The organism is Arthrobacter sp. RT-1 (genome assembly GCF_003367205.1).
Taxonomy (GTDB): Bacteria; Actinomycetota; Actinomycetes; order Actinomycetales; family Micrococcaceae; genus Arthrobacter.
In genome coordinates, this window is record NZ_QRGQ01000006.1 from 148096 (window position 1) to 164472 (window position 16377).

Consider the following 16377-nt stretch of genomic DNA (forward strand, 5'->3'; position numbering starts at 1 on the left):
TGAAGAGAGTGGCGCTACGGCTCGAATTCAATGAGTGTCCGTTTCTGCACTGAAATTCTGTTTTCACTGAGGGCTCGCAGCACTGCGCCGGAGCGCACTGATGGCTCCTACTTTAGTGGCCTGCGCCACGTCCCAATAGCACGGCAGAACCGGTTCCCGGAGATTGTTTACAAGTTGTTACCAACCAGTAGGGGTGCCGCTCTGCTGCAGCACCCCTCCTGGTTGCGCGGCGGGCGGGAGCTAGAGCCGGACCAGCATTTTGCCCGTGTTCGCGCCATCGAGCAGGTCCATGAAGGCCTGCGGGGCGTTCTCGAGCCCGTCGACGATGGTTTCGTCGTAGCGCACAGTGCCGTCGGCCAGCCAGCCCGCCATCTTTTCGGCGAACTCGCGGGCATGCTGCCGCTGGCCACCCACCAGGAAACCCTGCAGCGTGAGCTGCTTGCCGATGGCCTGCATGAGGTTGCGCGGCGCGGGGGTTGGTTCCGTGGAGTTGTACTGCGCGATGGCACCGCACATCGCCACCCGCCCGCCAACATTGAGCACGGCCAGTGCAGCCTCCAGGTGCTCGCCGCCTACATTGTCGAAGTAGACGTCGATGCCGGCACTGCCGGCGGCTTTTTCCAGCTGCTCACGGACCGGACCGTCGTGGTAATCGAAGGCCGCGTCGAAGCCGAGTTCCAGCAGGCGGGCCACCTTGGCGGGTGAGCCTGCCGAGCCGATCACCCGCGAGGCGCCCATCGCTTTCGCGATCTGGCCCACCAGCGAGCCAACCGCACCTGCCGCGCCGGAAACGAAGACGGCGTCGCCAGGGGCAAAACTGGCCACCTTGAGCAGCCCGGCATAGGCTGTCAGGCCTGTCATGCCCAGGGCGCCAAGGAATGCCGAGGCCGGTGCCAGGTCGGTGCGGGCCGGGGTGGCGGCGGCAGCGTCCAGCACCGCGTATTCGCGCCAGCCGAGCGAATGCACGACGACGTCCCCCTCCTGATGTGCGTCGGAACGGGACGCGATCACCTCACCCACCGCGCCGCCGTCGAGCGCTTCGCCCAAGGCAAAGGGCGCAGAGTAGGACTTGACGTCGTTCATGCGTCCGCGCATATAGGGGTCAACCGAGATAAAAAGGTTCTTCACCATGATCTGGCCATCTGTGAGTTCAGGCAGCGGCGACTCGGCGAGCCGGAAATTCTCCGGCCCCGGGCGGCCTACTGGACGGGACGCCAGCTGGATTTCACGGGTGGTGGCAGGAAGCGTGGCAACGCTCATGCTGCATACTCCAGGACCTTGATGTCCACGCTGATGTTTCCACGTGTGGCGTTCGAATAGGGGCAGATCTGGTGCGCTTTGGCCACGAGAGCCTCGGCGGTGGCCAGGTCAAGGGCCGGCAGCGCGATCTCCAGTTCAGCGGCAAGGCCGAAGCCTGTCCCGCCGTCCAGCTTGCCGAGGTGGACCTTGGCAGCTACGGCCGAATCGGTGAGGTCGGCCTGTTCCCTGCCGGCCACCAGGCGCAGTGCCGAGTGGAAGCAGGCAGCATATCCTGCAGCAAAGAGCTGCTCCGGGTTGGTGCCCTGGCCGCTGCCGCCGAGTTCAACAGGGCTGGCAAGGTTGACTTCCAGCTTGCCGTCGCTGGAGCGGGCGTTTCCGTCGCGACCTTCGCCGGAGGCAAGGGCTTCGGCAGTGTAAAGAGGCTTCACAGTGGTATCCGTTCTGTTGGGGATCAGTAAGACGTTGGTGGCGTCACACCGCGTTGTGCAGGGCGGCCGTCAATTTGCCAAGGGTTTCGCGGAGCTGCTCGAGTTCCCGGGGAGAGAGTCCCGCGGACTTCGCGAGACGCTGGGGAATGGCGGCAGCCTTCGCGCTGAGGCTTCTTCCCGCCGATGTCAGGTGGACGGCCACGCGGCGCTCATCCTCGCCTGACCGGCGCCGTTCCACCAGGCCCAGGGCTTCAAGCCGCTTCAGCAAGGGCGACAGGGTGCCGGAGTCCAGGCCCAATTCCTCGCCCAGTTCCTTCACACCGCGCGGCTCGCTCTCCCACAGCACCAGCATCACAAGGTACTGCGGGTACGTCAGGCCCATGTCGTCCAGGACAGGACGGTAGACGGCGGTGGCGGCGCGGGAGGCCGAATACAACGCGAAGCATACTTGCCGGTCCAGACGGGGAATTTCGGTCACAGCACAAACAGTAACGGACAACTCAGTTGTGCACAACTTACTCGTCCTGCGGCGGAGAACCGGTGCAGAACGCTGCTTAGAGGTCGCGGATGGTGCGCAGGGCCGCCGCGGTCAGCACCCGGATGCCGAGGCCAAGGGCACGCTCGTCCAGGATGTAGTCGCCGCGGTGGAGGTCATATTCCTCGCCACCCGGAGTTTTGGTGCCCAGGCGCATCATGGCACCGGGAAGCTCTGCCAGGAACCACGCGAAGTCTTCACCGCCCATGGACTGCGGCGTGAGCACCACGGCACTTTCGCCGATCTCGGCACGTGCGGACGCCTCAATAATGGCCGTTTCATGTTCAGAGTTGACCACCGGAGGCACTCCCCTGGTGTGCTCAAGCTTGACGTCCACGCCGTACGGTGCCGCCACCTGGTGGACCACTTCATCAAGGAGTTCACCGGCGGCGTGCCAGGCCTCGCGGTCCAGGCAGCGCATGGTCCCGGCCATGTAGCCGGTGCCCGGGATGGCGTTGGGCGCCGACCCGGCGGAAATCTGGCCCCACACCACGGACACGCCGCTGCGGACATCCACCCGGCGGGACAGGACCGCGGGCACGTTCACCGCGATCTGCGCCAGGGCAAACACCAGATCCTCGGTCAGGTGTGGCCGCGAGGTGTGGCCGCCCCGGCCGGAAAGCTCGATACGGATGGTGTCCGAGGCCGAGGTGATGGCTCCAATGCGCGTGCCGATCTTGCCCACCTCGATGCGGGGATCGCAGTGCAGCGCCAGGATCCGGGGCACGCCTTCCAGGACGCCCTGCTCGATGCAGGAGTGGGCGCCGCCGGGCATGGTTTCTTCGGCCGGCTGGAAGATCAGGCGGACGGTGGCGCCCAGGGGCGTCTCCTGGTGCATCCTGTGCAGCACCAGGGCGATGCCGAGCATGGTGGTGGTGTGCACATCGTGGCCGCAGGCGTGGGTTACGCCGTGGTTCTTCGAGGCGAACGGCAGGCCGGTTTCCTCGATGATGGGCAGGGCGTCGATGTCCCCGCGCAAGGCAGTGGCGATGGGGCCTTCCCCGACATCCACCGTGAGTCCGGTTCCCTCCAGGCGGCGCGGGCTCAGCCCGGCTTCCTCGAGCCGCTCGGCCAGCTTGTCAGTGGTGCGGAATTCCTTGAAGGACAGCTCCGGATGCGCATGCAGGTCCCGGCGGAATTCGATCAGTTCCGGCAGGAGCGGCTCGAGCCACGGAGCCACCAGGGCGGTGGGCTCGGCTTCAGTAGTGTAATTGCGCACTGTTTCACTCTAGCGAGGGTGGCAGGAATACCAGCCATCACGGTCGCCGCGTTACATCCCGGGTGCCCGGACGGGCCCCGGGATGCCGACGGCGTGGCGTCAGGTTAAAGGACGTCCGTGTCGCCGCTGGCCTTGAGGGCATCAACGGCTGCTTTGACCCGCTGCGAGTTGGCCATGGTGGTGACCAGCAGGGCGTCCGGGGTGTCCACGATAACAACGTCCTGGATCCCGATCAGGGCGATGACGCGCTTGGTGTCAGTGACTACCACGCCGCTGGAGTTCTCGGTGAAGACGCGGGCGCCTTCACCCAGGACCGTGACGTCATCCACTTCCTTGGCTGAGTTGAGCCGGCCCACGGAGGCGAAGTCGCCAACGTCATCCCACCGGAAGGAGCCGGGCACGACGGCGACGTCCCCGGCTTCGGCGGCGGGTTCGGCCACGGCGTAGTCGATGGCGATCTTGGGCAGCGTGGGCCACACGCGGCTTGTCACTTCGTCACGGGCCGGGGTGTCCCAGGCGCGGGCGATTTCCTGCAGGCCCTGGAACAGCTCGGGCTGGTTGGCTTCCAGGTGCTTAAGCAGCAACGCCACGGGCGCCACGAACATGCCGGCGTTCCAGACGTAGTTGCCGCTGTCCACATACTGCTGGGCCACTACTTCATCCGGCTTTTCAACAAACTCCACCACGTCCTGCGCGCTGGGCGCGCCCTCGATGTGCAGCCCCTGGCCTGAACGGATGTAGCCGAAACCCGTGGACGGGTGCGTGGGCTTGATGCCGATGGTCACGATCTTGCCAGCGGCTGCGGTGTGGATCGCTTCGCGGACGGCCTCCTGGAAGAGGTGGTCCGGGCTGATGACCTGGTCCGCGGCGAAGGAACCCATGATGGTGTCCGGATCACGCTCGTGCAGGATGGCGGCGGCGAGCCCGATGGCTGCCGCTGAGTCCTTGGGTTCGGACTCGAGGACGAGGTCCGAATCCTTAACCTCGGGAAGCTGGCGGCAAACGGCATCACGGTGGGCCTTGCCGGTCACCACCAGCATCCGGCTTCCCGCAAGCGGGTGCAGCCGGTCGTAGGTGGCGCGCAGCAATGTGCTGCCCGAACCCGTGAGGTCGTGAAGGAACTTGGGAGCTGCGGCTCGCGACAGGGGCCAGAGGCGGGTCCCCACTCCGCCGGCCGGGATCACCGCGATGAAGCGGTCAAGGGGTGATGCCGGGCTTGTCACTTTGTCTGTACTCATCACCGCCTACTTTAGCCGACCGGCCGCAACGGACCCCTCCGGACTCCGCCGCCACGACACAGTTCAGTCCAAGTGCGGCAAGCCCGTGTGGCGTTCGTCTCAAAAAATTCGAAAAACCGCGCCACTGCTGGGCACCAAGGAGCTCCTAAATTGAATAAGCTGTGAGCGGAGCCTAGATTTAGGCCTGAGCTACGAGTGCTCTCGCAGCAGGCGTTCCCCCCGCGTGGATCTCATGCCAGCGCCGCTGTGTTGCAGGGAGGTTTATCAGTGCCGACAAAACCAGCTGGCACCTTGTACCGCGGCCGTGAAGGCATGTGGTCTTGGGTAGGACACCGTATTACCGGTGTAGTGATCTTTTTCTTCTTGTTGGTCCATGTCTTGGACACCTCCTTGGTGCGTGTGTCACCCGAGGCCTACACCGCCGTTATCGGCGCGTACAAGAATCCCCTGATGGCACTGGGTGAGACGGGCCTCGTTGCCGCCATCGTCTTCCACGCCTTCAACGGCCTGCGGATCATCGCGGTCGACTTCTGGAAGAACGGCGCCAAGTACCAGCGTCAGATGCTGTGGGCAGTCCTGGGTCTCTGGGTCGTCACCATGGTCGCATTCTCCATCCGCCACCTGTCCCTCGCCCTCGGAGGTCACTAAGCAATGAGTGCAACAATCGAGAGCCCCCGCAGCGGGCGGATCGCCCCCCAGTACCGCCGCAACGGCGGCACCCGGGGCAACTTCGAGATGATCGCCTGGCTGTTCATGCGCCTCTCCGGCGTGGTGCTGGTGGTCCTCATCTTCGGGCACCTTTTCGTGAACCTCCTGGTAGGCGAAGGCATCCACGCCATCGACTTCGGCTTCGTTGCCGGCAAGTGGGCGGATCCGTTCTGGCAGTTCTGGGACCTGACCATGCTGTGGCTTGCCATGCTGCACGGCACCAACGGCGTCCGCACCATCATCAATGACTACGCCGAAAAGACCTCCACCCGCCGCTGGCTGAAGACGGTCCTCTACTCGGCTACCGTCGTCATCATCGTCCTGGGCACCCTGGTGATCTTCACCTTCAACCCGTGCCCCGTCGTCGACGGCGTTCCCCTGCCTGGCGGCTTCTGCCCTGCCTAGCACCAGCACCACCCCGGGCCCGCGGGCATTACCGCGGGCCCTGTTTTGCGGGGAAGGCGAAGCCACCCCGTTGTTTTATAGCGAATTTTGAGAGAAAGAGCATCTGGTATGCAGGTCCATAAGTACGACGTCGTCATCGTCGGTGCCGGTGGCGCTGGCATGCGCGCCGCGATCGAATCCGGTCAGCGCGCGCGCACAGCAGTACTGACCAAGCTCTACCCCACCCGCTCGCACACCGGTGCGGCGCAGGGTGGCATGTGTGCGGCCCTTGCCAACGTCGAGGAAGACAACTGGGAGTGGCACACGTTCGACACCGTCAAGGGCGGCGACTACCTGGTTGACCAGGACGCCGCGGAGGTCATGGCCAAGGAAGCCATCGACGCTGTGCTTGACCTGGAAAAGATGGGCCTGCCGTTCAACCGCACGCCCGAGGGCCGGATTGACCAGCGCCGCTTCGGTGGCCACACCCGCGACCACGGCAAGGCACCGGTCCGCCGCGCATGCTACGCCGCCGACCGCACCGGCCACATGATCCTCCAGACCCTGTACCAGAACTGCGTCAAGCACAACGTCGAGTTCTACAACGAGTACTACGTCCTGGACCTACTGACGGTCGAAGAGGACGCAGTCCGCGCGGACGGCACGCCGTACAAGCAGAAGCGCGTTGCCGGCGTCGTATCCTACGACCTCGCCTCCGGTGAACTGCACGTCTTCCAGGCCAAGTCCGTGGTCTTCGCTTCCGGCGGCGCCGGTAAGGTCTTCAAGACCACCTCCAACGCCCACACCCTCACGGGCGACGGCATGGGCATCGCCTTCCGCCGTGGCATCCCGCTGGAAGACATGGAGTTCTTCCAGTTCCACCCGACCGGCCTCGCCGGCCTGGGCATCCTCCTGTCCGAGGCCGCCCGCGGTGAAGGCGCCATCCTCCGTAACTCGGAGGGTGAACGCTTCATGGAGCGTTACGCCCCCACCATCAAGGACCTGGCGCCGCGTGACATCGTGGCCCGCTCCATGGCCAACGAGGTACGTGAAGGCCGCGGCTGCGGCCCGAACAAGGACTACGTGCTCCTGGACCTCACCCACCTGGAGCCGGCCCACATCGATGCCAAGCTGCCGGACATCACCGAGTTCGCCCGTACCTACCTGGGCGTGGAACCGTACACCGAGCCGGTTCCCGTGTTCCCCACCGCCCACTACGCCATGGGCGGCATCCCCACGAACATCACCACCGAGGTCCTGCAGGACAACGACACAGTGGTCCCGGGCCTTTACGCTGCCGGTGAAGTGGCCTGTGTTTCCGTGCACGGTTCCAACCGGCTGGGCACCAACTCCCTGCTGGATATCAACGTCTTCGGTAAGCGCGCCGGCATCGCCGCGGCCGAGTACGCCAAGACGGCCGACTTCGTGGAACTGCCGGAGAACCCGCTGGCCTACACCACAGAACTGCTGGACATTGCCCGCAACGGCACCGGCGACGAAAAGGTGGCCCAGATCCGCAAGGAACTGCAGGACACCATGGATGCCAACATGCAGGTGTTCCGCACAGCGGAAACGCTGAACCAGGTGCTGCGCGATATCGCCTCCTTCGAGGAGCGCTACAAGCGCATCAACGTCCAGGACAAGGGCAAGCGCTTCAACCTGGACCTGCTCGAGGCCGTTGAGCTTGGCTTCCTGCTGGAACTGGCCAAGGTGATGACCGTGGCCGCACTGCACCGTGAGGAATCCCGCGGCGGACACTTCCGCGAGGACTTCCCGGAGCGTGACGACGAGAAATTTATGAAGCACTCCATGGCGTACAAGGACGACCACGCCCCGGCTGACGGATCGGCAGAAGCAATTGCCGGCATCCGCCTGGCCACCAAGCCGGTCGTCTTTACCCGCTACGAGCCGATGGTGAGGAAGTACTAAGATGACCGCTGAAATCGCTGAGCCAGCCTCAAAGATTGAACTGCCTGCCGGCGTCGGCGGTGGCGGCGAAATCCCCACGTTCGATGTGCACATGCGCGTCCGCCGGTACAACCCGGAGGTCTCCGAGGAGGCCACGTGGGATGACTTCCACCTCACCATGTACGGCACGGACCGCGTCCTGGATGCCCTGCACAAGGTCAAGTGGGAGATGGACGGCAGCCTGTCCTTCCGCCGCTCCTGCGCCCACGGTGTGTGCGGCTCCGACGCCATGCGCATCAACGGCCGCAACCGCCTCGCCTGCAAGACCCTGCTGAAGGACCTGGACACGTCCAAGCCCATCCTGGTTGAACCCATCAAGGGCCTGCCGGTGGAGAAGGACCTCATCGTGGACATGGAACCGTTCTTCCAGTCCTACCGCGAGGTCATGCCGTTCCTGATCAACAAGGGCCACGAGCCCACCCGGGAACGCCTGCAGTCCGCCGAGGACCGCGAGCGTTTCGACGACACCACCAAGTGCATCCTGTGCGCCGCGTGCACGTCGTCCTGCCCCGTCTTCTGGACTGACGGCCAGTACTTCGGCCCGGCAGCCATCGTGAACGCGCACCGCTTCATCTTCGATTCCCGTGATGATGCCGGAGACATGCGCCTGGAGATCCTCAACGACAAGGAAGGCGTGTGGCGCTGCCGCACCACCTTCAACTGCTCCGAGGCGTGCCCCCGCGGCATCCAGGTGACCCAGGCCATTGCCGAGGTCAAGCAGGCCATCCTGTCCCGCAAGATCTGACCAAGGATCAAACAGACGACGGCGCCGTCCCCCACTTCAGGGGGTACGGCGCCGTCGTTGTTTCTCCCCACCCGCCCCTGACCTCGCAAGCTCGGCCAGGGAACCCGGCGGGCGTGGGCCCACAGCCATTCGTACCAAACGAAAGGGGACGCCGTGTCCCGCTCCGAAAAAGTCTCCTTTGCCGGGTCCACCGGCGAAATGCTCTCCGGCATCATCGATGTGCCGGATGGACCGGTGAAGGGTTGGGGCGTCTTTTCGCACGGCTTCACCTTGGGGAAGGACGCCCCTTCCGCATCCCGGATGTGCAAGGCGCTGGCGGACAGCGGCGTGGGAATGCTGCGCTTCGACAACCTGGGGCTGGGCGGATCCGCCGGCGAATGGTCCGCGGGCTCCTTCAGCCACAAGGTTGCGGACACGGTGAAGGCGGCAGAGTTCATGCGCAGCGAGGGAAAGCAGATTTCCCTTCTGGTGGGGCACTCCTTCGGCGGTGCGGCCGTCCTGGCGGCGGCGCGGGAGATCCCGGAGCTCGACGCCGTCGCCACCGTTGGCGCCCCTTTCTCGCCCAAGCACGTGGCGCACGTTTTTGACGCTGCGCTGGACAAGATCCTCAGCGAAGGCAGCGCCGAGGTGGATCTTGGCGGGAAGCGCGTGGAGATCCGGCGGCATTTCGTGGAGGACCTCGAAAACGCCGACCTCACGGACTGCATCAAGCAGCTGCACAAGCCGCTGATGGTGCTCCACTCCCCCACGGACAACACTGTGGGCATCGAGAACGCCAGCACCATCTTCCAGACGGCACGGCACCCGCGGAACTTTGTGTCCCTCGAAGGGAGCGACCACCTGCTGACAGGCAAGGGCCAGGCGGCCCGGGCCGCCCGGATTATCGCTGCCTGGGCCGACCAATACCTCGACGCCGGGCAGTAGCGCCCCCGTCCTGCTGGACCGGCACCTTTCCGGGCTGGACCGGCACCTTTCCCGGCTGGACCGGCACCTTTCCCGGCTGGACTGGTACCTTTCCCGGCTGGACCTGGCGCGCACCCCACGTGCCCTTCTCATGGCCCGTGGGGGCGCTGCGCAGGTCGGCCTCCCGCACTGCCGCCCAGCCGGCCGACACCAGGTAGACCTGGCTGACCAGGTTGAACCAGATCAGCAGGCCGATGATGATGGCGAACGGCGCCAGGATGGGATTCCTGCCGGCTCCGGCCAGCAGTTCCGTGCTGAAGATCTGGAGCACGCCCGTGCCAAGGGCCGCCAGGATGGTGCCTTCCAGCAGCGCGCGGCGTGACAGCTTCAGGCTCGCGGCGAACCTGTACATGATGAAGGCGGTCGCCCAGCCCAGCACCAGGGGAACAGTGATTTTGACGGACGTGGCCAGGGGACCCGCCAGCGCGTCGTCGAGTCGGAGGAAATCCGAAACCCACCCTGCGGCGGTTCCGAACACCAGGGAAGCGCCGGCGCTGATGACCAGCGCCACGCCCAGGAGCAGCAGGGTTCCGGCATCCCGCAGTTTCAGGAGGATGGGATTGACCAGCAGTGGCGGCAGCCCCAGGACGCCGCGAAGCCCTTCCCTGATTCCGGAAATCCATCGCAGCGAGGTGACCACAGTGACCAGGGAGCCGATCACCGCTGTCCAGCCCAGTCCGTCAGGATTCAGCAGGTCCTGCGGATCCACGAGCCCGGCCCCTCCGTTCAGTTTCAGGAGCCCGGGCGCACTCGACGCCACACTGCTGATGATGGTGTCCAGGAGGGCCGGCTGCCCCCGCAGCACAAGGCCTGCGATGGAAAAGCCCGTGGTGAGGAGGCCTGTGATGGAGAAAAACATGTTGAAGCCAATGCCTGCGCTCATCAGCGGGCCGCGCTGAAGGCTGTAGTGCCGGAAGGCGCGCATCGGCCGGAGAGCGTTGAGCCGGGCAAGTATCCATTGGACCATCGCCATCAGCGCCGGAAACGGCCCCCCGCCTGCCCTGCGTGCCTTGCCCCACTCCATCCGCTTCCGGATGACGGCGAGCTGCAGCTGGGCGCGTTCAGTGGGAAGTGGCTGCTGCTCAGCCTGCTTCGGCTGCTGTGTCCGCGGCGGCGTCCGCGAATCGGGTGCCGGCGGCGTTGTCAGTTTCGGTCCCAAAGTCCAGCTCTTCCCGTAGCTGCCAGATGCCGTCGGCATCGTGCTCGTAAAGTCCCATGCTAACCACGGGGAAGGTGGCCTTGTAGTTCTTCAGGACCGTTTCGGCCTCATCAAGGCTTTCGGGGGCAACGTCGTGGGCAATGGTGACGTGGGGATGGTAGGCAAAAGGCAATTCCCGCTCCAGCGGGCCCTGCTGGAGCTTTTCGTGCAGGTCGACGCACTGCTCAAAGCCGTCCTCCACGTTGATGAAAACCACCGGGGAAACGGGGCGGAAGGTACCGGTGCCGGCAATGGTGACCATGAACGGGCTCTGCCGGCGGGCCACCTCGCGGACGTGCTCGCAGGTGGCTTCCCAGTCATGCGTGGGGGTGGTGGTCACCAGCGTGATGTGTGCCGGCACCACGTCCGCCAGCGGGTCGCCGAAGGACGCCCGCCAGCGCTGGAGCTCCTCCGCTATGTCAGGGGGGAACCCCAGGATGACGCCTACGCTGGATGACATGGCGCTAGCGGACTCCTGCGAGGCTGAGTGACGGGAGGAAGCCCATGCGCTCATACACCTGGCCAAGGGTAACCGCCGCAATCTCACGGGCGCGCTCGGCGCCGTGGGCCAGCAGCCGGTCCAGCTCCGCGGGGTCCTCCATCAGCTCGTTGGTCCGGTTCCGAAGCGGGGTGACGAAGTCCACCACCACCTCGGCGAGGTCCACCTTAAGGTGGCCGTACATCTTGCCCTGGTACTCGGCCTCGAGGTCAGCGACTGACTTTCCGGTCAGGGATGAGTAAATAGTGAGCAGGTTTGAGACGCCCGGTTTTTCTTCGGGGTGGAACCTGATCTCCGTGCCGGCGTCAGTGACTGCGGACTTGATGCGCTTGGCGGCGATCTTGGGATCCTCCAGCAGCTGGATGGCGCCGTTGGGCGATTCGCCGGTCTTGGACATCTTGGCGCTCGGGTTCTGGAGATCGTAGATCTTGGCGCGTTCCTTGACGATGGTCGCCTCCGGAACGGTGAACGTGGCACCGAACCTGGTGTTGAAGCGCTGGGCCAGGTTGCGGGTGAGCTCCAGGTGCTGGCGCTGGTCCTCCCCCACAGGCACCAGGTCTGTCTGGTACAGCAGGATGTCGGCGGCCATGAGCGTTGGGTAGGCGAACAGTCCCAGCGTGGCGGCGTCCGCGCCGGACTTCTGGGTTTTGTCCTTGAACTGGGTCATCCGCGAAGCCTCGCCGAAGCCGGTGATGCAGTTCAGGGCCCAGGCAAGCTGCGCGTGCTCGGGTACATGGGACTGGACAAAGAAGATGCTTTTGTCCGGGTCGATGCCGGCGGCGATGTACTGGGCCGCGACGATGCGGGTGCGCTTGGCCAGTTCCGCGGGGTCGAAGTCCACGGTGATCGCGTGCAGGTCCGGGATGAAGAACACGGCGTCGTACTCAGCCTGCATGTCCACCCAGTTGCGAACGGCACCGATGTAGTTGCCCAGGTGCAGCGAATCGGCGGTGGGCTTGGCTCCGGAAAGGATGCGCTTCTTTGCGGCCGGGGATGTCTGGCTAGTCATGGGGAGGAAACTTTCGGGGGGCTTAGAGCTGGTAGTCCACTACCAGCGGGGCATGGTCGGAGAAGCGGGTATCCCACGAGGCTGCGCGGTCAACAACGGCGGAGATAGCGGAAGCTGCCAAAGCCGGGGTGGCCAGCTGGTAGTCAATGCGCCAGCCGGTGTCATTGTCGAAGGCCTTGCCGCGCTGGGACCACCACGTGTAGGGCCCGTCCATCTCGCCCGCCAGGCTGCGATGGACGTCCTGCCAGCCGATCTCCTCGCCGAAGAACCGGTCAAAGTAGGCGCGCTCTTCGGGCAGGAACCCTGCCTTTTTGACGTTGCCCTTCCAGTTCCGGATGTCCAGTGGAGTGTGGGCGACATTAAGGTCACCCACCACCAGTGCGTGGTCGCTGTGTTTGGTCAGTTCAGGCAGCCGGGTGCTCATGACGTCCAGGAAACGGAATTTATCGTCCTGCTTTGGCGTGCCCACCTCACCGGAGTGGACGTAGGCGCTTGCGACGGTCAGCTGGACAGGATGCCCGGCAGCGTCAGCGAACCGGAAATCCGCTTCCACCCAGCGGCCTGCCGTGGCGAAGTAGTCATCACCGATGCCGTTGCGGGTGGCCAGTGGCTCTTCCCGCGATGCGATGGCCACACCGGCGCGGCCTTTGGCTTCGGCCTCCGCATGCAGGATGTGCCAGCCGTCGCCCAGCAGCTGCCGGACAATGGCATCAGGGGCGCGGACTTCCTGGAGGCAGAGGATATCCACCTCGCGCGGATCCAGCCATGCCGCCATACCGTTCTTGTAGGCAGCCCGAAGGCCATTAACGTTGACGGTTGCGATGCGAAGGTGGTCCTTCTTCAATGCCGAGCTCACCCGCTCCACTCTAGTCGATGATGGTTCCGGTGACCGGCTCCCCGCTGCCGCCTGAGGACTTGATCATGTCCCTCGCATTGGTGGCGGTAATCTCGATGGTTTCAAGGGCACGGTTGATGGTGTCCTGGTTCGCGGCAGCTCCCTTGGCGCGCTCCTCCTCCACCACGCGGATCTGCACCTGGACAATCTTGAAGGAGTGGTCCAGCTTGAGGTCGCGGACTTCGTCCGCCTGGCTCCGCTCGGAAACCACCCGCGTGCCGCCGTGGTCAGCGGAGGACGACGGTCCGCGGCCGGCAGCCGTGGTGAAGGCGTTCTGGGCTTCGCTCAGCTTGGCGCCGGCTTTCTTGGCCGCCTTCTGGATGCTGAAGACCACAAAGCAGGCAAGCAGCAGCCAGAAGAGGGCGATGACGGCCACAACCCAACCCACCACGTCATTCTGGTTGGCGGCGAAGATGACGGCGACAACAAACGCCGTCACGAGGACCATCAGTCCCGGACCGCTGATGCGGAACATGGAGAAACCGCCCCTGGCGGGTTTGGAGGATGACTTGGAGCTGCCCAGAGATTGCATGAAGCCATTGTCTCAAACCCCGGTGTATGCTCCCGCCGCTTCCACCGGCGGCGAACACCCAACCAGGTAGCGCCAAGTGTCACTCTGGGGCCTCAAAACGGCAGTTACTGCTACCTGGTTGGGTCGGCGCTATTTCAGGAACAGCTGCCGCAGCCGCATGGTGGTCAGCAGCATGCCTGCGGCGGTCATCACCAGGTAGTAGCCGATGTGCAGGGGCGTTGCCGCAGTGAAGGTTCCCACGCTGATCTGGCGCAGCAGTTCCACCCCGTGCCACAGCGGCAGGGCCTGGATGAGCCACTGGATGTACTGCGGATAGACACTCAGCGGGTAGAACGTGGCACTGAACAGGAACATCGGAAGCATCATGAAGGTGATCCAGTCCATCTGCTGGAACGTCTTCATGAAGCTGGTGATCGCCATTCCAATACTCGCGAAGCCGAAGGCGATCAGCACCGAGCCGGGGATCATCAACAGCGCCCAGGGCGTGGTGATGAGTCCCATCATCCCCATGACGGCCGTAAAGCCCGCGGCGTAAAGCATCCCGCGCAGGAGTGCCAGGAAAATCTCGCCCAGCGCGATGTCCAGCGGTCCCAGGGACGTGTACAGCATGCCCTGGTACAGCTTGCCGAAATGCATCTTGAAAAAGACGTTCCAGGTTGAGTCGTACACCGCCCCGTTCATCGCCGAGACGGCCAGGAGGGCAGGCGCGATGTAGGCGGCGTAGCTGATGGGCGTGCCGCCGGGCCCTTCCACGGCACCCACAATGGCCCCCATGCCCACACCCATGGACACCAGGAACAGGACAGGCTCGAAGAAGCCGGACAGCATCACCAGCCAGTGGCCGCCCAACGTAGCCTTCAGGCCGCGTGAGATCACTGCCCTCGCGTTGCGCGAGTACAGCGGTCCGAAGGTCCTGTTCCGTGCATCCTCGGTGGCGCCCTGCCGGGTGGTCCAGCTCATTGCCCCATCCTTTTGGTGAAGCGGCGCCGGGTCAGGTTCCAGCCCAGGACGGCGAGCCCGGCCAGGACGGCGACGTGGACGAGGGTGAGGAGCAGCGGCTCCTGGTATCCGTAGCTGACCACCCTGCCCAGTTCGGTGCCGTGCCAGATGGGCGAGATCCAGCCGATCCACCGGACGCCCGGCGGAAGCGTGTCCAGCGGGAAGAAGGTCCCGGAGAACAGGAACAGCGGCATGACGACGAGCCGCATTACCAGGGCGAACTGCCCCTTGTCCTCGGTGATTGAGGCGGAGTAGGCCATGAGCGGCAGGCCAAACGACAGCCCCGCCAGAGTGGCCACCAGGATGCCGGCCCACGCCCAGCTTCCTGAGGACGCACCAAAAAGGGCCACAGCTACGAAGTAGATGGCTGACTGCACCAGCAGCCGCAGCGTCACGGCCATGATGTGCCCGGCCGCGATCTGCTCCGGTGTCAGCGGCGTGGCATGCGGACCGTAGTAGGTCCGTCGCCATTTGAAGCCGGCCATCACCGGAAACGTGAATTCGTTGGCGGCGGTCATCACGGCGGCGGACACCAGCAGCGCCGGCGCAATGAAGGCCAGGTAACTGACGCCGCCGAAAACCGCTGCCCCCTGGCTGTCCACCAGCGAAGCCAGGCCGATCCCCATGGCGAAGAGGTATGCCACGGGCTGGCCCACGCTGTACATCAGGATGGACCAGCTGTAGTTCTTCATCACCCGGAGCACCTGCTCTGCGTGGTAGAACGCTCCCCAGCGCCGGGCCTTTGCGGCTGCCACCTGCGGGCTGTGCGCCCGCAATGCGCCGGCCGGCCGCGGCGCCCGCTGCTCAGTCAACGAGGCTCCGGCCTGTCAGCCGCAGGAAGACGTCCTCCAGCGAGGACCTCCGGACCAGCGATGTCAGTGGCCGCAGGCCGCGGGACGCCACCTGCTCAAGTGCGCCCTCGCCGTCGTGCGCGTAGATCAGCACCCGGTCCGGCAGGACCTCCAGCCGCTCGCCTATGCCCCCCAGTTCGGTTGCGATGGTGGTGTTCCGTTCGGAACCGAACCGGAGTTCCACCACCTCGCGGGTGGAGTGCTCGCGGATCAGCTGCGCCGGCGAACCCTCAGCCATGATGCGGCCCTTGTCCACCACGATCAGCCGGTCGCACAGCTGCTCGGCCTCGTCCATGTAGTGCGTAGTAAGGATCAGCGTGACGCCCTGTTCCTTGAGCCGGAACAGCCGGTCCCACAGGATGTGCCGTGCCTGCGGGTCAAGTCCCGTGGTGGGCTCGTCCAGCAGCAGGATGCGCGGTTCGTTGATCAGCGACCTGGCGATGGTCAGCCGCCGCTTCATGCCGCCGGAGAGGGCGTCGACCTTGGACTTTGCCTTGTCCGTCAGCTGCGCGAATTCCAGCAGCTCATCGGCTTTGGGCTTCAGGTAGCTCATCGGCAGGCCGAAGTAGCGCCCGTACACCAGGAGGTTGTCCCGGACGCGCAGCTCCTCGTCCAGGTTGTCCTGCTGCGGCACCACGCCCAGGTGGGCACGCACCTCAGGACCGTGCTGGTCCGGGTCGAGCCCCATGATGCTCAGGCTGCCGGACGTGCGCCGGGTGACACCGCCGATCATCTTCATCGTGGTGGACTTCCCCGCGCCGTTGGGCCCCAGCAGGCCGAAGGACTCCCCCGCCGGAACCGTGAAAGAGATGCCGTCCACGGCTGCCACCCCGCCATACGTCTTGGTCAGGTTCCCTGCCGTAATGACGGTGCCGGACGGCGGCGGGCTGCCTGGCCGGGTGCCGGCGGGCAGGATGGCTTCGTTGTGCACCCTCCGCAGACTAAT

Annotated in this window: 18 protein-coding genes; 5 read left to right on the plus strand and 13 right to left on the minus strand. The window is 65.0% G+C overall.

The window, feature by feature from the left end; translation table 11 throughout:
* Window positions 1–240: 240 nt before the first annotated feature.
* The 5 genes from DXK94_RS06980 to DXK94_RS07000 form a co-directional block, all read right to left on the minus strand.
* The gene (locus DXK94_RS06980; RefSeq protein ID WP_115524396.1) at window positions 241–1260 is read right to left on the minus strand and encodes an NADP-dependent oxidoreductase; all 1020 of its coding nucleotides are present in this window, start codon (window positions 1258–1260) and stop codon (window positions 241–243) included.
* Window positions 1257–1688: an organic hydroperoxide resistance protein gene (locus DXK94_RS06985; RefSeq protein ID WP_115524397.1), complete on the minus strand. Its 432-nt coding sequence runs from the start codon at window positions 1686–1688 to the stop codon at window positions 1257–1259. The genes DXK94_RS06980 and DXK94_RS06985 overlap by 4 nt, the downstream gene beginning before the upstream one ends.
* A 43-nt stretch (window positions 1689–1731) precedes the next feature.
* Entirely contained in the window at window positions 1732–2166 is a 435-nt protein-coding gene (locus DXK94_RS06990; protein ID WP_115524398.1) for a MarR family winged helix-turn-helix transcriptional regulator, read from the minus strand.
* Window positions 2167–2242: 76 nt separating this feature from the next.
* Window positions 2243–3442 (minus strand): amidohydrolase, encoded by a 1200-nt coding sequence (locus DXK94_RS06995; RefSeq protein ID WP_115524399.1) that lies wholly within the window; start codon window positions 3440–3442, stop codon window positions 2243–2245.
* A gap of 104 nt (window positions 3443–3546) precedes the next feature.
* Complete coding sequence (locus DXK94_RS07000; protein ID WP_079595730.1) at window positions 3547–4680, minus strand: mannose-1-phosphate guanylyltransferase; 1134 nt, start codon at window positions 4678–4680, stop codon at window positions 3547–3549.
* Window positions 4681–4947: 267 nt separating this feature from the next.
* Here DXK94_RS07000 and sdhC point away from each other — a divergent pair, with 267 nt between their 5' ends.
* The 5 genes from sdhC (at window position 4948) to DXK94_RS07025 (ending at window position 9409) form a co-directional block, all read left to right on the plus strand.
* Window positions 4948–5328 (plus strand): succinate dehydrogenase, cytochrome b556 subunit, encoded by a 381-nt coding sequence (gene sdhC / locus DXK94_RS07005; RefSeq protein WP_079595731.1) that lies wholly within the window; start codon window positions 4948–4950, stop codon window positions 5326–5328.
* 3 nt (window positions 5329–5331) lie between these two features.
* The gene (locus DXK94_RS07010; protein ID WP_079595732.1) at window positions 5332–5793 is read left to right on the plus strand and encodes a succinate dehydrogenase hydrophobic membrane anchor subunit; all 462 of its coding nucleotides are present in this window, start codon (window positions 5332–5334) and stop codon (window positions 5791–5793) included.
* A 108-nt stretch (window positions 5794–5901) separates the two neighbouring features.
* Window positions 5902–7701 (plus strand): succinate dehydrogenase flavoprotein subunit, encoded by a 1800-nt coding sequence (gene sdhA / locus DXK94_RS07015; protein ID WP_079595733.1) that lies wholly within the window; start codon window positions 5902–5904, stop codon window positions 7699–7701.
* A gap of 1 nt (window position 7702) precedes the next feature.
* A complete protein-coding gene (locus DXK94_RS07020) occupies window positions 7703–8485 on the plus strand; it encodes a succinate dehydrogenase iron-sulfur subunit (RefSeq protein WP_079595734.1) in 783 nt (260 codons plus the stop codon).
* Window positions 8486–8638: 153 nt separating this feature from the next.
* Window positions 8639–9409 (plus strand): S9 family peptidase, encoded by a 771-nt coding sequence (locus DXK94_RS07025; RefSeq protein WP_079595735.1) that lies wholly within the window; start codon window positions 8639–8641, stop codon window positions 9407–9409.
* Here the strand turns inward: DXK94_RS07025 and DXK94_RS07030 are convergent.
* The 8 genes from DXK94_RS07030 to DXK94_RS07065 form a co-directional block, all read right to left on the minus strand.
* Window positions 9366–10472, minus strand: coding sequence for a YihY/virulence factor BrkB family protein (locus DXK94_RS07030; RefSeq protein WP_079595736.1), 1107 nt, complete (start codon window positions 10470–10472; stop codon window positions 9366–9368). The two genes, DXK94_RS07025 and DXK94_RS07030, sit on opposite strands and share 44 nt — an antisense overlap.
* 58 nt (window positions 10473–10530) lie before the next feature.
* Complete coding sequence (locus tag DXK94_RS07035) at window positions 10531–11106, minus strand: 2'-5' RNA ligase family protein (RefSeq protein ID WP_079595737.1); 576 nt, start codon at window positions 11104–11106, stop codon at window positions 10531–10533.
* Between the two features lie 4 nt (window positions 11107–11110).
* Window positions 11111–12154 carry a tryptophan--tRNA ligase gene (trpS, locus tag DXK94_RS07040; protein ID WP_079595738.1) on the minus strand — a complete coding sequence of 348 codons (1044 nt, stop codon included), beginning with the start codon at window positions 12152–12154 and terminating at the stop codon, window positions 11111–11113.
* Window positions 12155–12176: 22 nt separating this feature from the next.
* A complete protein-coding gene (locus DXK94_RS07045; protein WP_115524489.1) occupies window positions 12177–13010 on the minus strand; it encodes an exodeoxyribonuclease III in 834 nt (277 codons plus the stop codon).
* A 10-nt stretch (window positions 13011–13020) separates the two neighbouring features.
* Complete coding sequence (locus DXK94_RS07050) at window positions 13021–13581, minus strand: hypothetical protein (RefSeq protein WP_079595739.1); 561 nt, start codon at window positions 13579–13581, stop codon at window positions 13021–13023.
* 129 nt (window positions 13582–13710) lie between these two features.
* The gene (locus DXK94_RS07055) at window positions 13711–14541 is read right to left on the minus strand and encodes an ABC transporter permease (RefSeq protein ID WP_115524400.1); all 831 of its coding nucleotides are present in this window, start codon (window positions 14539–14541) and stop codon (window positions 13711–13713) included.
* Window positions 14538–15392 (minus strand): ABC transporter permease, encoded by an 855-nt coding sequence (locus tag DXK94_RS07060; RefSeq protein ID WP_115524401.1) that lies wholly within the window; start codon window positions 15390–15392, stop codon window positions 14538–14540. Before DXK94_RS07060 ends, DXK94_RS07055 begins: the two co-directional genes overlap by 4 nt.
* Window positions 15385–16362, minus strand: coding sequence for an ABC transporter ATP-binding protein (locus DXK94_RS07065; RefSeq protein ID WP_079595742.1), 978 nt, complete (start codon window positions 16360–16362; stop codon window positions 15385–15387). The genes DXK94_RS07060 and DXK94_RS07065 overlap by 8 nt, the downstream gene beginning before the upstream one ends.
* Window positions 16363–16377 lie beyond the last annotated feature (15 nt).